General features: G+C 60.5%; 13 protein-coding genes. 9 read left to right on the top strand and 4 right to left on the bottom strand.

The features are described from left to right. Nucleotides 1-37: 37 nt before the first annotated feature. The 3 genes from ACM110_RS08015 to ACM110_RS08005 form a co-directional block, all read right to left on the bottom strand. Complete coding sequence (locus ACM110_RS08015) at nt 38-748, bottom strand: SPOR domain-containing protein (protein ID WP_338584299.1); 711 nt, start codon at nt 746-748, stop codon at nt 38-40. Nucleotide 749: 1 nt separating this feature from the next. Then, on the bottom strand, nt 750-2,486 hold the full coding sequence (argS, locus tag ACM110_RS08010) for an arginine--tRNA ligase (protein ID WP_416127355.1): 1,737 nt from the start codon (nt 2,484-2,486) through the stop codon (nt 750-752). A gap of 222 nt (nt 2,487-2,708) precedes the next feature. Further along, nucleotides 2,709-4,928 carry a primosomal protein N' gene (locus tag ACM110_RS08005; protein ID WP_416127354.1) on the bottom strand — a complete coding sequence of 740 codons (2,220 nt, stop codon included), beginning with the start codon at nt 4,926-4,928 and terminating at the stop codon, nt 2,709-2,711. 285 nt (nt 4,929-5,213) lie between these two features. On the opposite strand from ACM110_RS08005, the gene rpmE reads away from it, so the two are divergent. The 3 genes from rpmE to ACM110_RS07990 all read left to right on the top strand — a co-directional run bounded on the left by rpmE (nt 5,214) and on the right by ACM110_RS07990 (nt 7,713). After that, the gene (gene rpmE, locus ACM110_RS08000) at nt 5,214-5,447 is read left to right on the top strand and encodes a 50S ribosomal protein L31 (RefSeq protein ID WP_128606293.1); all 234 of its coding nucleotides are present in this window, start codon (nt 5,214-5,216) and stop codon (nt 5,445-5,447) included. A gap of 26 nt (nt 5,448-5,473) precedes the next feature. Continuing rightward, nucleotides 5,474-6,262, top strand: coding sequence for a thermonuclease family protein (locus ACM110_RS07995; RefSeq protein WP_416127353.1), 789 nt, complete (start codon nt 5,474-5,476; stop codon nt 6,260-6,262). 182 nt (nt 6,263-6,444) lie between these two features. Next, complete coding sequence (locus tag ACM110_RS07990; protein ID WP_416127352.1) at nt 6,445-7,713, top strand: malic enzyme-like NAD(P)-binding protein; 1,269 nt, start codon at nt 6,445-6,447, stop codon at nt 7,711-7,713. Nucleotides 7,714-7,981: 268 nt separating this feature from the next. On the opposite strand, the gene ACM110_RS07985 is transcribed toward ACM110_RS07990, so the two are convergent. Further along, nucleotides 7,982-10,420, bottom strand: a complete 2,439-nt coding sequence (locus ACM110_RS07985; protein WP_416127515.1) for a penicillin-binding protein 1A — start codon at nt 10,418-10,420, stop codon at nt 7,982-7,984. 217 nt (nt 10,421-10,637) lie between these two features. Here ACM110_RS07985 and ACM110_RS07980 point away from each other — a divergent pair, with 217 nt between their 5' ends. The 6 genes from ACM110_RS07980 to aroK are packed head-to-tail and all read left to right on the top strand — an operon-like array spanning nt 10,638 to nt 16,015. Then, entirely contained in the window at nt 10,638-11,699 is a 1,062-nt protein-coding gene (locus tag ACM110_RS07980; RefSeq protein ID WP_416127351.1) for a pilus assembly protein PilM, read from the top strand. Next, nucleotides 11,699-12,265, top strand: coding sequence for a PilN domain-containing protein (locus tag ACM110_RS07975; RefSeq protein ID WP_338584306.1), 567 nt, complete (start codon nt 11,699-11,701; stop codon nt 12,263-12,265). The genes ACM110_RS07980 and ACM110_RS07975 overlap by 1 nt, the downstream gene beginning before the upstream one ends. Continuing rightward, nucleotides 12,262-12,885 carry a type 4a pilus biogenesis protein PilO gene (pilO, locus tag ACM110_RS07970; protein ID WP_338584307.1) on the top strand — a complete coding sequence of 208 codons (624 nt, stop codon included), beginning with the start codon at nt 12,262-12,264 and terminating at the stop codon, nt 12,883-12,885. Before ACM110_RS07975 ends, pilO begins: the two co-directional genes overlap by 4 nt. Beyond that, the gene (locus tag ACM110_RS07965) at nt 12,882-13,409 is read left to right on the top strand and encodes a pilus assembly protein PilP (protein WP_416127350.1); all 528 of its coding nucleotides are present in this window, start codon (nt 12,882-12,884) and stop codon (nt 13,407-13,409) included. Before pilO ends, ACM110_RS07965 begins: the two co-directional genes overlap by 4 nt. Nucleotides 13,410-13,422: 13 nt before the next feature. Next, nucleotides 13,423-15,492, top strand: a complete 2,070-nt coding sequence (pilQ, locus tag ACM110_RS07960; protein ID WP_416127349.1) for a type IV pilus secretin PilQ — start codon at nt 13,423-13,425, stop codon at nt 15,490-15,492. Nucleotides 15,493-15,496: 4 nt separating this feature from the next. Further along, the gene (gene aroK, locus ACM110_RS07955; RefSeq protein WP_416127348.1) at nt 15,497-16,015 is read left to right on the top strand and encodes a shikimate kinase AroK; all 519 of its coding nucleotides are present in this window, start codon (nt 15,497-15,499) and stop codon (nt 16,013-16,015) included. Nucleotides 16,016-16,149 lie beyond the last annotated feature (134 nt).

Here is a 16,149-nt window from a genome sequence, read left to right as displayed (position 1 = left end):
GGGTTGTGTTCCCTGTGGGAGCTGTTTTAGCAGTTGATCAGCGGCTTTGGCGTTGTTGTAACAGCAGGTTGCTGAAACCGGCGCCAGCCAATTGCTTCTGTGCGGTGGTCAGTTGCTCACGGTTGCTGAACGGTCCGACCAACACGCGATACCAGGTCTCATCCTTCACCGTGCCCGATTCAACCGCCACAGCCTGGCCGAGCAGGATGATCTGCGCCCGAACCTTGTCCGCGTCAGTCTCCTTGCGGAACGAACCGGCTTGCAGGAAGAACTTGGTCACCGGCGCCGCTTTGGTGACAGGCGGCGGTGGTGGCGGGGTGATCCCGGCAAGGGCCGCCTGGGCGCGGGCGGTGTCGATCTTCGCCGCTTCGGCCGGCGTCACCGGCGTGGTCGGGATGGCCGGCACTTGTGGTGTCGGCAGGGTTTTTTCCGGCACGGCATCCGGCGGCACGATGACTTCCGATTCCGGCAACAGGGTGTAGAAGTCGTACTTCGGCTTCACCGGTTGTGTCGGGCTCGGCGGGGTCTTGTTGGCCTCGGCGATCTTGGTGGCTTTCTGTTGCTGCTCGACCTTCTCGCGTTTGACCGTGTCGCTGCCCTTGCCCGGTTCCAGTTTCATCAGGAATACGATGAATGCGCCGACCGTCAGGCCGATGGCCATCCACAGCCAACCCGGGATCGGTTGCTTCGCTGGAGCTTGGTAACGGCTGGCGCCACGCTTGGGTGCAGGTTTTTTCTTGGCAGCCAACTTACATACGCTCCAGAGTTTCCAGACCCAAGAGTTCCAGGCCTTGCTTGAGAGTGCGTCCGGTCAACGCGGCGAGGCGCAGGCGGCTCTGCATTTGTTCCGGGGTGTCGGCAGCGAGGATCGGGCAGTTCTCGTAGAAGCTGGAGAACAGGCCGGCGACGTCGTACAGGTAAGTGCAGAGGATGTGCGGCGTGCCTTTCTCGGACACATTGTTCAGCACTTCGCCGAACTGCGCGAGTTTCGCTGCCAGCTCGTGTTCATGCGGTGCTTCGAGCACGATCTGGCCTTCGACTTCGCTGAAGTCCTTGCCGAGCTTGCGGAACACACCGGCCACGCGGGTGTAGGCGTACAGCAGGTACGGCGCGGTGTTGCCTTCGAAGTTCAGCATCAGGTCGAAGTTGAAGCTGTAGTCGCTGGTACGGTGCTTGGACAGGTCGGCGTATTTCACCGCGCCAATGCCCACGACCTTGGCGATGTTGCGCAGGTCGGCTTCGGCCAGTTCCGGGTTCTTGTCCTTCACCAGTGTGTAGGCGCGTTCCTGGGCTTCGGTCAGCAGGTCGATCAGCTTCACGGTGCCGCCATCGCGGGTCTTGAACGGACGGCCGTCGGCGCCGTTCATGGTGCCGAAGCCCATGTGTTCCATTTCCATCGGGTGCGTCACGAAGCCGGCCTTGCGTGCCACGGCGAACACTTGCTGGAAGTGCAGCGCCTGACGCTGGTCGACGAAGTACAGTGCGCGATCAGCCTTGAGCGTGCCGCTGCGATAGCGCACGGCCGCGAGGTCGGTGGTGGCGTAGAGGTAGCCGCCGTCAGCCTTGACGATGATCACCGGCAGCGGATCGCCATCGGCATTCTTGAACTCGTCGAGGAACACGCACTGGGCGCCGTTGCTCTCGACCAGCATGCCCGCGGCCTTCAAGTCGTTGACCACGTTGATCAGGTCGTCGTTGTAGGCGCTTTCGCCCATCACGTCGGCCATGGTCAGTTTGACGTTGAGCAGTTCGTAGATTTTCTGGCAGTGCGACAGCGAGATGTCCTTGAACTTGGTCCACAGCGCCAGGCAATCGGCATCGCCGGCCTGCAACTTGACCACCAGGCCACGGGCGCGGTCGGCGAACTCTTCGGATTCGTCGAAGCGTTGCTTGGCGGCGCGGTAGAAGTTTTCCAGGTCCGACAGCTCGTCGCTGGTGATCGGGTTTTCCTGCAGGTACGCCATCAGCATGCCGAACTGGGTGCCCCAGTCGCCGACGTGGTTCTGACGGATCACCGTGTCACCGAGGAATTCCAGAACGCGGGCCACGCCGTCGCCAATGATGGTCGAACGCAAGTGGCCGACGTGCATTTCCTTGGCGAGGTTCGGGGCCGACAGGTCGACCACTGTGCGCTGCACCGGACCGGCCTTGCGCACGCCGATATTGGCATCGGCCAGCGCGGCATCCAGGCGCGAAGCCAGGGCGTCGGTGTTCTGGAAGAAGTTCAGGAAGCCAGGACCGGCGATTTCGGCCTTGGAGACGTTTTCGTCAGCCGGCAGCGCGGCGATGATTTTTTCCGCCAGGTCACGGGGCTTCATACCGGCCGGTTTGGCCAGCATCATCGCGATGTTGCTGGCGAAGTCGCCGTTCTTCTTGTCGCGAGAGTTTTCCACCTGGATCGCCGGCGACAGGCCTTCAGGCAACACACCTTCGTTGACGAGTTGGGTGATGGCTTGTTGGATCAGCTGGCGAATGGTGTCTTTCATGGTCTTCTCTTTCGACCGCTGGCGCGGCGGCGCATCATGCGCTGGTGGAAAAACTGGGCATTATCCGTTGCCGAGGCGGGCTTGCCAACCTTAGCAGGCAGGTTGTGGATGTGTGGTGACAAATGCCGTCGTTTGTAGGAGCAAGGCTTGCCCGCGATGGCGCCTTTGAGATCGCTATCGCGGGCAAGCCTTGCTCCTACACATTCAACGGCGATCTCTAGGTCAATACAAATCGACCGGATCAACATCCAGAGACCAACGCACCGCCCGCCCACTCGGCATCTGCTCCAGCGCCAGCAACCAACTGGCCAGCAACCGATGCAACGGCGCCCGCGCGGTCGCCTGCAATAACAGTTGCGCGCGATAACGCCCGGCCCGACGCTCCATCGGCGCCGGCACCGGCCCCAGCAGTTCAATCCCGCTCAGGTTCTGCTCGGCCAGCAAACGCTCAGCCTCGCTGCATGCCTCATCAAGAAAGCCTTCGGCCTGTCCCGGCTTATGCGCTTCAGCGCGCAGCAACGCCAGATGCGCAAACGGTGGCAGCCCCGCCGCGCGACGCTCGCTCAAGGCCTGTTCGGCGAAGGCGAAATAGCCTTGCTCGGTCAATTGCACCAGCAGCGGATGGTCGGCCAGGTGCGTCTGGATGATCACTTTGCCCGGCTCTTCGGCCCGGCCGGCGCGGCCAGCGACCTGGACGATCAACTGCGCCATGCGCTCGCTGGCGCGGAAGTCGCCGGAGAACAGCCCGCCGTCGGCGTCGAGAATCGACACCAGCGTGACTCGCGGAAAGTGGTGCCCTTTGGCAAGCATCTGGGTGCCGATCAAAATGCACGGCTGACCCTTTTGAATGGTCGCGAACAACTGGTTCATCGCGTCTTTGCGCGAGGTGCTGTCGCGGTCGACCCGTAGCACCGGATAGTCCGGGAACAGGATTTTCAGGCGCTCTTCGGCCCGTTCGGTGCCGGCGCCCACCGGACGCAAATCGACCTTGTTGCACTTCGGGCACTGGCGCGGGACGCGTTCGACATAACCGCAATGGTGGCAGCGCAATTCGCCATAGCGCTGGTGCACGGTCATGCGCGCATCGCAGCGCTGGCATTCGGACATCCAGCCGCAGTCGTGGCAAAGCAGCGTCGGCGCGAAGCCTCTGCGATTAAGGAACACCAGCACTTGCTGGCCGGCGGCGAGTGTCTGGCCGATGGCCTGTTGCATCGGCCCGGAAATGCCGCTGTCCAGCGGGCGACTTTTCACATCCAAGCGCAGGAAGCGCGGTTGCTTGGCACCGCCAGCGCGCTCATTCAGGCGTAGGAGGCCATAACGACCGGTGTAGGCGTTGTGCAGGCTTTCCAGTGAAGGTGTGGCGGAGCCGAGCACAATCGGGATGTTTTCCTGCCTGGCCCGCACCAATGCCAGGTCGCGAGCGTGGTAACGCAAACCTTCCTGCTGCTTATAGGAACCGTCGTGTTCCTCGTCGATGATGATCAGGCCCGGGTTTTTCATCGGTGTGAACAGCGCCGAACGGGTGCCGATAATGATGTCGGCCTCGCCGTCCCGGGCGGCGAGCCACGCTTCGAGGCGTTCGCGATCGTTGACCGCCGAGTGGATCAGCGCGATGCGCGCATTGAAGCGCTGCTCGAAGCGCGCCAGGGTTTGCGGGCCGAGGTTGATTTCCGGGATCAGCACCAGCGCTTGCTTGCCGGCCTCCAGGGTTTCGCGGATCAACTGCAAATACACTTCGGTCTTGCCGCTGCCGGTGACGCCGGCCAGCAGGAACGCGTGATAACTGTCGAACCCGGCGCGGATCGCTTCATACGCTGCTCGCTGTTCCGGGTTGAGCGGCAGCTCCGGCTGCGCCAGCCAGTGTTCGTGCCGGGCACCGGGAGCGTGTTTGCGGACCTCGACTTGCACCAGATCCTTGGCCAGCAGCAGATCGAGGCTGTCCTTGCTCAGCATCAATTTGCTCAGCAGCTGATGGGCCACGCCGTGGGGATGTTGAGCCAGTGTCGCCAGGGCTTCACGCTGGCGCGGGGCGCGGGCGATACGCGGGTCATCAAGGCTCGCGCCTGGCGCGGCAGACCAGAAGCGCTCCTGGCGTGGTTCGGCCAACTCGCCCTGGCGCAACAGTACGGGAAGCGCCCAACTCAAGGTGTCGCCGAGGCTGTGCTGGTAATACTGGGACGTCCACAGGCACAGCTTGAACAGCGCGGGTGGCAGCGGTGGTGTGGCATCGAGCAGGGCCAGCGCCGGTTTGAGTTTTTCGGCGGGGACTTCGCTGGTGTCGGTGACTTCCACCAGAATCCCGATCATCTCCCGACGCCCGAAAGGCACCCGCAGGCGCATGCCGGGATGCAATTGCGCGCGCAGGACATCGGCCGGCGCGCGGTAGTCGAACAGGCGGCGCAGAGGCGATGGCAGAGCGAGGCGCAGAATGGCGTCGGGCACGCGGGGGATCTCGATCAACAAACAAAGGGGGTGTGACGTATAACCTGTAGGAGTGAGCCTGCTCGCGATAGCAATATTGCAGTCAACATTGCAGCGACTGGCAGACCGCTATCGCGAGCAGGCTCACTCCTACAGGGGATCGCGTATTGGGCCGGGAGCCTAGCAGACGGTCGGTAGAAGCGACAGCTTGCGTGATTGGCATTGTCTGGTAGAATCCGCGGCCTAATTACGTGCGGTATTCAACAATAGTGTTGGGTGGCGGCACGCTAGCCTGAGGAAGACACCATGAAAGCTGATATCCATCCAGAATACCCAGCAGTTGCTGTTACCTGCAGCTGCGGCAACAAGTTCGAAACCCGTTCGACCTTCGGCAAAGCCCTGGCGATCGACGTTTGCAACGAATGCCACCCGTTCTACACCGGTAAGCAAAAGACTCTGGACACTGGCGGCCGCGTTCAGCGCTTCGCCGACCGTTTCGGTGCTTTCGGCAAAACCAAAGCTCCTGCTGCTGCAGAGTAAGGTTGAAGAGCCCGGTGGGCTTTTCCATGCTGATGAAAAAGGCGTCCCTTGTGGGCGCCTTTTTTGTGTCTGCGATTTGGCTCTCCGCAGCCCAGGCTTTCTGCCCGGCCCCGACTGGCCTGACATCGGTGACCGTGCAGCGGGTGGTCGATGGCGACACGCTACGCCTGAACGACGGTCGCAGCGTGCGCATGATCGGTTTGAACACGCCGGAGCTGGGCAAGAAAGGCCGCTCCGACGAGCCGTTCGCCGTGGCCGCGCGCAAACGCCTTGAAGCGTTGGTGGCGGCGAGCGATGGGCGGGTTGGTTTGCTGCCCGGAAAAGAAAGCAAAGACCATTACGGCCGAACCCTGGCTCATGTCTACAGCGCCGACGGTGCCAATCTCGAAGCGCAAATGCTCGCCGAAGGTCTCGGTTTTCTGGTGGCGGTTCCTCCGAATGTCGATTTGGTCGACTGTCAGCAAACGGCGGAACGCAGTGCCCGCCAGGCCGGGCTCGGCGTATGGCGACAGTCACCTGTACTGAAAGCGGATCAGATCAGCGCGTCCGGTTTTGCCGTGCTCAGCGGTCGTGTGAGCAAGGTTCAGCGTAATCGTGGCGGGGTTTGGATTGAATTGCAGGATTCGGTTGTATTGCGCGTTGCACCCAATTTGCTGGCCCGCTTCGATGCGCCTGCGCTTGAAAAGCTCAAAGGCAGGCAAATCGAGGCGCGTGGCTGGGTGCTGGATCGTTCGCGCCGCGGCGGGCTCAAGAATGGCCAGGCGCGCTGGATGTTGCCGCTGACCGATCCGGCGATGCTGCAAGTGACGCAGTGATAAAAAATTGTAGACATTTTTTCTGTAGATTGTGAACAGTCAGTCCCTTGTGTTCCGCGGCTCTTGGCCCAAAGTCGTAAGGCCGGGCGCTTGACAGGGGTGACCGGTCAGTCTTGTGGGGATTTTGCGAGGCGCGTATCCTCGCTGACCAGTCTGTCCAACAGTAAAAGCGGAATGCCAAAATGTCTGATCTGAAAACTGCCGCTCTCGAATATCACGCCAATCCTCGTCCAGGGAAGCTGAGTGTCGAGCTCACCAAGGCCACCGCTACCGCCCGCGACCTGTCGCTGGCCTACAGCCCCGGCGTAGCCGAACCAGTACGCGAAATCGCCCGCGATCCTGAACTGGCCTACAAATACACCGGCAAGGGCAACCTGGTTGCAGTCATTTCCGATGGCACCGCGATTCTCGGCCTGGGTAACCTCGGCCCATTGGCCTCCAAGCCAGTGATGGAAGGTAAAGGCGTTCTGTTCAAGCGCTTCGCCGGCATCGACGTTTTCGACATCGAAGTCGACTCCGAAAGCCCGCAAGCCTTCATCGACACCGTCAAGCGCATTTCCATCACTTTCGGTGGCATCAACCTGGAAGACATCAAGGCGCCTGAGTGCTTTGAGATCGAACGCGCTCTGATCGAGCAGTGCGACATTCCGGTGTTCCACGATGACCAGCACGGCACTGCGATCGTGACCGCGGCCGGCATGATCAACGCCCTGGAAATCGCCGGCAAAACCCTGCCGCAAGCCAAGATCGTCTGCCTGGGCGCCGGTGCTGCCGCCATCTCCTGCATGAAATTGCTGGTGAGCATGGGCGCCAACATCGAAAACATCTACATGATCGACCGTACCGGCGTGATCCACTCCGGCCGTGACGACCTGAACCAGTACAAAGCTGTCTTCGCTCACGCGACCGACAAGCGCACCCTGGCTGACGCCCTTCAAGGTGCTGACGTGTTCGTCGGCCTGTCCGGCCCGAACCTGCTGAGCGCTGAAGGCCTGCTGTCGATGGCGCCTAACCCGATCGTGTTCGCGTGCTCCAACCCTGATCCGGAAATCTCCCCGGAACTGGCACACGCCACCCGCAACGACGTGATCATGGCCACCGGCCGTTCGGACTACCCGAACCAGGTCAACAACGTACTGGGCTTCCCGTTCATCTTCCGTGGTGCCCTGGACGTTCGCGCCAAGCGCATCAACGAAGAAATGAAAGTGGCCGCAGCCAACGCCCTGCGCGAACTGGCCAAGCTGCCGGTTCCTCAGGAAGTGTGCGACGCCTACGGCGGCATCAAGCTGGAATTCGGTCGTGAGTACATCATTCCGAAGCCAATGGATGCCCGCCTGATCACCCTGATCTCCGATGCTGTGGCCAAAGCCGCCATCGAGACCGGTGTGGCGACCCTGCCGTATCCGAAGAACTACCCGCTGAAAAGCGTGGATGACGTGTTCAACGGCTAAGTCGTTGTAGCGCTTCAACTGAAAGCCCTGGCTCGTAATGAGCTGGGGCTTTTTTGTGCCTGAAGTTTTTGGATTGCCTTGAAGGGCCCCATCGCTGGCAAGCCAGCTCCCACAGTGGGCGATGGTGTTCATAGAACTCATGCACACCACAAATCCCTGTGGGAGCTGGCTTGCCAGCGATGGGGCCGGTTCAGTCAGTACATAAATCAGCAGGCAATAAAAAGCCCCACGCTTCTAACGAAGGCGGGGCTTTCTGTTGTCGCTGCAATCAGAACAAATCGATCGGCGCCTGCTCATCCGCCGGCAGCGGGCTGCCCGGCGCATTGCCGTTGCCCAGTTCATTCACCGACGGCGGCGTATCTTCGGCCTTGAACAGTTCGAAGTAAGCCCCAGGCGTGCTCGGGGAGGCCGCACGGCCACTGATCGGGTCGACGCGCAGGCTCAGGATGCCTTCCGGCTCTGGCTGCGTGTGAGGCGGCAAGTCTTTGAGCGCAGCACCCATGTAGTTCATCCAGATCGGCAGCGCGACGGTGCCGCCGAATTCCTTGCGGCCGAGGCTTTCAGGCTGGTCAAAACCGGTCCAGACCGTGGTCACGTAATCGGCGTTGTAACCGGAGAACCAGGCGTCCTTGGATTCGTTGGTGGTGCCGGTCTTGCCGGCAATGTCGCTACGGCCCAGGGCCAAGGCACGACGACCGGTACCGAGCTTGATCACGTCCTCGAGCATGCTGTTGAGGATGTAAGTCGTACGGCCATCAACGATTCGTTCAGCCACCGCTGGTGCCTGTGGCGTCGGTTGGGCGGTCAGTGCATCGGCCGGTGTCGCGTTGACCGTAAAGGCCTCGGCGACTGGCGCGGCGATACCGTCAGTGGCTGCCCCGCCTGTTGGAACGCTCGGCGGATTGGCGACGAACAGCGTGTCGCCATTGCGGCTTTCGACCTTGTCGATGATGTACGGGGTGATCTTGTAGCCGCCGTTGGCGAAGGTGCTCCAGCCGGTGGCGATTTCCATCGGCGTCAGGGTTGCGGTGCCCAGCGCGAGGGACAGGTTGGGTGGCAGGTCCTGCTTGTTGAAGCCGAAACGGGTGATGTAGTCGATGGTCTTGCCAACGCCCATCGCCTGCAACAGGCGGATCGATACCAGGTTACGCGACTTGTACAGCGCCTCACGTAGACGGATCGGGCCGAGGAAAGTGTTGGTATCGTTCTTCGGACGCCAGACCTTGTCCAGGTACTCGTCGACGAACACGATCGGTGCATCGTTGACCAGGCTGGCAGCGGTGTAGCCGTTATCCAGTGCGGCGGCGTAGACGAATGGCTTGAAGCTCGAACCCGGCTGGCGCTTGGCCTGCAACGCGCGGTTGTAGTTGCTCTGCTCGAAGGCAAAACCACCGACCAGCGAGCGGATCGCGCCATTTTGCGGGTCGAGGGAAACCAGTGCGCCCTGGGCTTGCGGGATCTGGCTGAACTTCAGCGAATTGTCCGGCTGGCGTTGCACGCGGATCAGATCGCCGACCTGGGCCACGTCCGACGGCTGCTTCGGATTGGCGCCCATGCTGTTGGTGTTCAGGAACGGGCGGGCCCACTTCATGGTGTCCCAGTTGACGTGTTCCTGTCCGGTGCGGGTCAGCACTTGCAGACCGGTCTTGTCGACCTGGGTGACGATGGCCGGCTCAAGGCTGCTGATAGTGCGCTGCTTGGTCAGTTCGGTGGCCCACGCTTCACGGGTCTTGCCCGGCAAGCGCGATTCCGGGCCGCGATAGCCGTGACGCTGATCGTAAGTCATCAAGCCTTCATGAACGGCGGTATTGGCCATTTCCTGAAGGTTGCTCGGCACCGTGGTGGTGACGCGGAAACCTTCGGTGTACGCGTCGCTGCCATAGCGACCGACCATTTCGGCACGGGCCATTTCGGCGATGTAAGGCGCGTTCACTTCCGGGGTCGGCACGTGATAGCTGGCGTTCAGCGGCTCGTTGATCGCGGCGGTGTAATCGGCTTCGGTGATTTTGCCGAGCTTGTACATGCGCCCCAGGATCCAGTCGCGACGTTCCTTGCTGCGGGCCGGGTTGGCCAGCGGGTTGAAGCGCGACGGGGCTTTTGGCAGGCCGGCGATCATTGCCATCTGCGCCAGGCTGACGTCACGAATCGACTTGCCGTAATAGACCTGCGCCGCCGCCTCGATGCCGTAAGCACGGTTGCCCAGATAGATCTTGTTGACGTACAGCTCAAGGATTTCGTCCTTGGTCAGTTGCCGTTCGATCTGCAACGCCAGGAGGATTTCAGTGGTTTTGCGCGAGAAGCTGCGTTCGCTGGTCAGGAAGAAGTTCTTCGCCACCTGCATGGTGATGGTGCTGCCGCCGGACTGGATGTGGCCGCTTTTGACCAGTTGGGTGGCGGCCCGCATCAGGCTGCTTGGGTCGACGCCATAGTGGTTGGCGAAGTTATCGTCTTCAGCACTTAGTAACGCATTAATGAAATTGGGGGGAATGTCGGCGAAACGGATCGGTGTGCGGCGCATTTCGCCGAATTCTGCGATCAACTTGTTGTCGCTGCTGTAGACCCGCAATGGAATCTGCAACTGGATGCTTCGCAGCGCCTCCACGGACGGCAATCCGGGGCTAAGGTAAAGAAACGCCCCGCTCAGACCCAAAAGCAGTCCGCAGAAAACCGCGACGATGGACCAACCGAAAAATTTCAGCAGACGAATCAAGGCTTTTGGATATCCAGGGCAAAGAATGAATTACGCATCAGGGTTCAGGCTAAAGGCGAACGACCCGCGCTTGAGAATAAGCGGAAAAAAACGCTGGGCATTATAAGCATTTTTCCGGCTCAGGCGTCATTGGCGGCTGCTGTCAAGACGGGCGGAGGGAACGCAACACACATTACAGAGTCCGTAACTCACGGATAGTCATAGGGAATTGCTAGTGCCAGGACTCTTCAATAAAAAAGCCAATACGCTTTTAGGGATCGACATCAGCTCCACTTCGGTGAAGCTCCTTGAGCTGAGCCGCCAGGGCGACCGCTATCGGGTCGAGGCCTACGCGGTCGAGCCGCTGCCTGCCAGCGCGGTGATCGAGAAAAACATCGCCGAGCTCGAAGGTGTGGGCCAGGCCCTTTCTCGTGTACTGATCAAGGCTAGAACCAGCCTCAAGTACGTCGCCGTGGCCGTGGCCGGTTCGGCGGTGATCACCAAGACCATCGAGATGGATGCCGGTCTTTCCGACGACGAAATGGAAAGCCAGCTGAAGATCGAGGCCGATCAATACATCCCATATCCGTTGGACGAGGTCGCCATCGACTTCGAAGTCCAGGGCGCGTCAGCGCGCAACCCCGAGCGGGTCAATGTGCTGCTCGCGGCCTGTCGCAAGGAAAACGTCGAAGTGCGCGAAGCGGCCCTGACATTGGCCGGGCTGACCGCCCGTGTGGTCGATGTCGAGGCCTATGCCCTGGAGCGATCGTTCGGCCTGCTGACGAATCAATTGGCCAGCTCTCGGGAGCGTCTGGTGGCAGTGGTCGACATCGGTGCGACCATGACCACCCTGAGCGTGCTGCTGAACGGGCGGATCATCTATACCCGCGAACAATTGTTCGGCGGGCGGCAATTGACTGAAGAGATTCAGCGGCGATACGGGATGACTGTCGAACAGGCTGGGTTGGCAAAGAAGCAGGGCGGCTTGCCTGACGATTACGTCAGTGAAGTGTTGCAGCCCTTTCGCGAGGCCTTGGTGCAGCAGGTCTCGCGTTCGCTGCAGTTTTTCTTCGCCTCCGGTCAGTACCACTCGGTCGACCATATTTTGCTCGCCGGCGGCACCGCGTCTGTTCCCGGCCTGGATCGCTTGATCGAGCAGCAACTGGGCACGCCGACGCAGGTGGCCAATCCGTTTGCCGAGATGACGCTGAGCAGCAAGGTCAACGCCGCGGCGCTAGGCAGCGACGCACCGGCCATGATGATCGCCTGCGGGCTGGCCCTCAGGAGTTTCGACTGATGGCGCGGATCAATCTTTTACCTTGGCGCGAAGAGCTGCGCGAACAACGCCGCAAACGCTTTTTATTGATTCTGGCGGGCGTGCTGGTGGGATCGGCAGGGGCTGTATTGATTGCCAATCAGGCGATCAACAGTGCCATCGACCGGCAGGTAGCGCGCAACGATTACATCGGCAAGCAGATTGTCGTGGTCGACGAGCGGATCAAGCAGATCAGCGATCTCAAAGCCCGCCGCCAGCAACTGGTCGAGCGCATGCGCATCATCCAGGACCTGCAAGGCAACCGGCCGATCAGCGGGCGCATCTTTGATCAATTGGCCCGGACCCTGCCCGACGGTGTGTATTTCACGGAAGTGAAAATGGATGGCAAGACCCTGTCCATCACTGGCGCGGCGGAATCCAACAATCGAGTTTCCGACCTGATGCGCAATCTGGATGCGTCGGACTGGTTCGATGCGCCGAGCCTGACGGAGGTCAAGGCGACCACCGCCGGTCAGTTGGATCAAGCCAACGTCTTTCAGCTGACCGTTCGTCAGACTCAGCCCGCCGCCGTGGAGGATGGGAAATGAGTCCGTCCGCATGGTTCGAAGGACTGCGCAAGATCGATATCAACGAACTGGACACCAGCAACATCGGTTCCTGGCCGCCGGCGATCAAGGTGCTTGTGAGTGTGCTGGTCATGATGCTGGTGCTGGCGCTCGGTTACAGCTTTTCCACGAGTGAGCTTGAGAGTCAGCTTGACCTTAAGCGCGAGGAAGAAACGACGCTCAAAGAGCAGTTCGCCACCAAGGCTCATATGGCGGCGAACCTGGAGTTGTACACCCAGCAAATGAAGGAAATGGAGAACTCCTTTGGCGTGCTGCTGCGGCAACTGCCCAGTGATACCGAAGTCCCCGGCCTGCTCGAAGACATCACCCGCACCGGCCTGGGCAGCGGCCTGGAGTTTGAAGAAATCAAACTGTTGCCTGAGGTCACCCAGCCGTTCTACATCGAATTGCCGATCCAGATCACCGTCACCGGTGCCTATCACGACCTGGCGACGTTCGTCAGCGGCGTGGCCGGACTTCCGCGCATCGTCACCCTGCATGATTTTGACCTGGCGCCGGTCAATCCTGACGGCGGGACAAAGTTGCGCATGAGCATCCTGGCCAAGACTTACCGCTACAACGACAAGGGGCTGCATCAATGAGCCTTGTTCGTGGTTTTTCCGTGGCGGTGTTGCTGGTGGTCCTGACCGGTTGTAACGGCGGCGATGATGTCAGCGACCTGGACGCCTACATGAACGAAATGCGCCTGCGGGCACCGGGCAAGATTGAACCAACGCCGACATTTCGGTCTTACCCGACATTCACCTACAGCGCCGCCAACCTGCGCAGTCCGTTTTCCCCGCAGGTCAGAGTCGACCTGACCGGGCAGAGGCATGGCTCGCGCAATGTCAAACCCGACCCGAATCGGGTCAAGCAGTACCTCGAGGGTTTCAATATCGAGCAGTTTGAAATGGTCGGCACGATCTCCAATGCATCAGGCTCCTTCGCGCTGTTGCGCGGTGCTGGTGGGGTGCATCGGCTGAAAGTCGGCGATTACCTGGGGCGCAACGATGGGCGGATCGTCGCCATCAACGCCTCGCAAGTCGATGTGGTGGAAATCGTCCCGGATGGCGAAGGTGCCTGGCTGGAACGGCCGCGGACCCTCCCTTTGAAAGAACACTCATAGTGGAACTCGAACAATGAACAGGATTTTCTCCACCCTCGGAGTGTCGCTATGGATAGCGCTGCTGTCGCCGATGGTACAAGCGGCCAACCTCAAGACGCTGGATGTCGCAGCGCTGCCGGGCGACCGCGTCGAGTTGAAGTTGGCGTTCGATGAACCGCCCCCGGCGCCTCACGGGTACACCACCGAATCGCCTGCGCGGATTGCGCTGGACTTGCCCGGTGTCGTCAGTCAGCTGGCGAGCAAGACCCGCGATCTGGGCGGCGGCAATGCCCGCAGCGCAACGGTGGTGGAAGCCAAGGACCGAACACGGCTGATCATCAACCTCACGCAATTGACCCCGTATGACACCCGGATCGAGGGCAACAGCCTGTTTGTGGTGGTCGGGCAGGGAGGTAAACCCCGGGCACCGAAGCCAGCCGCTGTCGTTACCCCGGCTCCGGCGCGTGCGGTTGCGCCAACAGCCAAGGCTATTCGCGCGGTGGATTTTCAGCGCGGCACCCAAGGTGAAGGCAATGTGGTGATCGACCTGACGGATCCGTCCATCGCGCCAGACATTCAGGAGCGCGACGGCAAGATCATTCTCGGCTTCGCCAGAACCCGGCTGCCCGAGCCGTTACGTGTGCGCCTGGACGTCAAGGACTTCGCCACGCCCGTGCAGTTCGTCAATGCCATCGCTACAGGCGACAGGGCCACCATCACCATCGAGCCCAGTGGTGCCTTCGATTATTCGACCTACCAGACCGACAACAAGCTGACCGTCAGCATCCGCCCGATGACTGCCGACGACCTGCAAAAGCGCAACGCTGATCGCTACGCTTACAGCGGTGAAAAACTCTCGTTGAATTTCCAGGACATCGATGTGCGCTCGGTGCTGCAACTGATCGCCGACTTCACCAACCTCAATCTGGTCGCCAGCGACACGGTGCAGGGCGGCATTACCCTGCGGTTGCAAAACGTGCCATGGGATCAGGCGCTGGATCTGGTGCTGAAAACCAAAGGCCTCGACAAGCGCAAGATCGGTAACGTCCTGCTGGTGGCGCCGGCGGATGAAATCGCTGCCCGGGAGCGCCAGGAACTGGAGTCGCAGAAGCAGATCGCCGAACTTGCGCCGCTGCGTCGTGAGTTACTGCAAGTCAACTATGCCAAGGCAGCCGATATCGCCAAGCTGTTCCAGTCGGTGACCAGCGCCGAAGCGAAAATCGACGAACGAGGTTCGATCACCGTCGATGAACGTACCAACAACATCATTGCCTACCAGACTCAGGACCGGCTCGACGAATTGCGGCGGATCGTGGCGCAGCTGGATATCCCGGTACGGCAGGTGATGATCGAAGCGCGGATCGTCGAGGCCAACGTTGACTACGACAAGAGCCTCGGCGTGCGCTGGGGCGGTTCGATCCAGAACAAGGGCAACTGGAATACTTCAGGCGTCAGCAATGGTGCGAACGCGTCGTCGACCATCGGCACGCCGGGAAGCACCAGCACCAATTCGCCGTTCGTCGACTTGGGGGCTGTCAGCAATACCTCCGGGATCGGCATCGCGTTCATCACTGACAACGTCTTGCTCGACCTTGAGCTGACGGCCATGGAGAAAACCGGCAACGGCGAGATCGTCTCGCAACCCAAAGTGGTCACGTCCGACAAGGAAACCGCGAAAATCCTCAAGGGCACCGAGATTCCCTATCAGGAAGCCAGCTCCAGTGGCGCGACTTCTGTGTCGTTCAAGGAAGCCTCGCTGTCGCTGGAAGTGACGCCGCAAATCACCCCGGACAACCGGATCATCATGGAGGTCAAGGTCACCAAGGATGAACCGGACTACCTGAACAAGGTCCAGGATGTGCCGCCGATCAAGAAAAACGAGGTCAACGCCAAGGTCCTGGTCAACGATGGCGAGACCATCGTCATTGGTGGTGTTTTCTCAAATACTCAAAGCAAGGTTGTAGATAAGGTGCCATTTCTTGGCGATGTGCCGTATCTTGGCCGCCTTTTCCGGCGTGACGTGGTTTCGGAGAAAAAATCCGAGCTGTTGGTGTTTCTCACTCCGCGTATCATGAATAACCAGGCGATTGCTGTGAGTCGTTGATTCTGTGCGAAATTTGATTCTTGTAGGACCGATGGGCGCTGGAAAAAGCACCATCGGCCGGTTGCTGGCCAAAGAGCTGCGCTTGCCATTCAAAGATTCCGATAAGGAAATTGAATTACGCACGGGCGCCAATATCCCATGGATCTTCGACAGGGAAGGCGAACCGGGCTTTCGTGATCGCGAGGAGGCAATGATTGCCGAGCTGTGCGATTACGACGGCGTGGTGCTGGCGACCGGCGGCGGTGCAGTCATGCGCGAAGCCAATCGTCGGGCATTGCACGCCGGTGGGCGTGTGGTCTATCTGCATGCTTCTGTCGAGCAGCAGGTCGGTCGCACGTCCCGCGACCGCAATCGCCCCTTGTTGCGTACCGCTGATCCGGCCAAGACCCTTCGGGATCTGCTGGCGATCCGTGATCCGCTTTATCGGGAAATCGCCGATCTGGTGGTGGAAACCGATGAGCGGCCGCCGCGGATGGTCGTGCTTGATATCCTCGAACGCTTGCAGCAGCTGCCGCCGCGTTAAAGCGCCGCACGAAATGCGCTATCCTCGGCGTCCTGCCACGACCGCTCAAGGTTGTGGCGAACGGCTACCGAACGGCGTCACACCGGCAGACGCCGTGGACATTGGTTAATTCAAGGCACGATGCCCGATTCCAT

The organism is Pseudomonas sp. NFX98, from assembly GCF_047784845.1.
In the GTDB taxonomy this organism is placed as follows: Bacteria; Pseudomonadota; Gammaproteobacteria; order Pseudomonadales; family Pseudomonadaceae; genus Aquipseudomonas.
The sequence above is the reverse complement of the archived record's forward strand: the minus strand, read 5'-3'. Positions and strand labels throughout refer to the sequence as shown.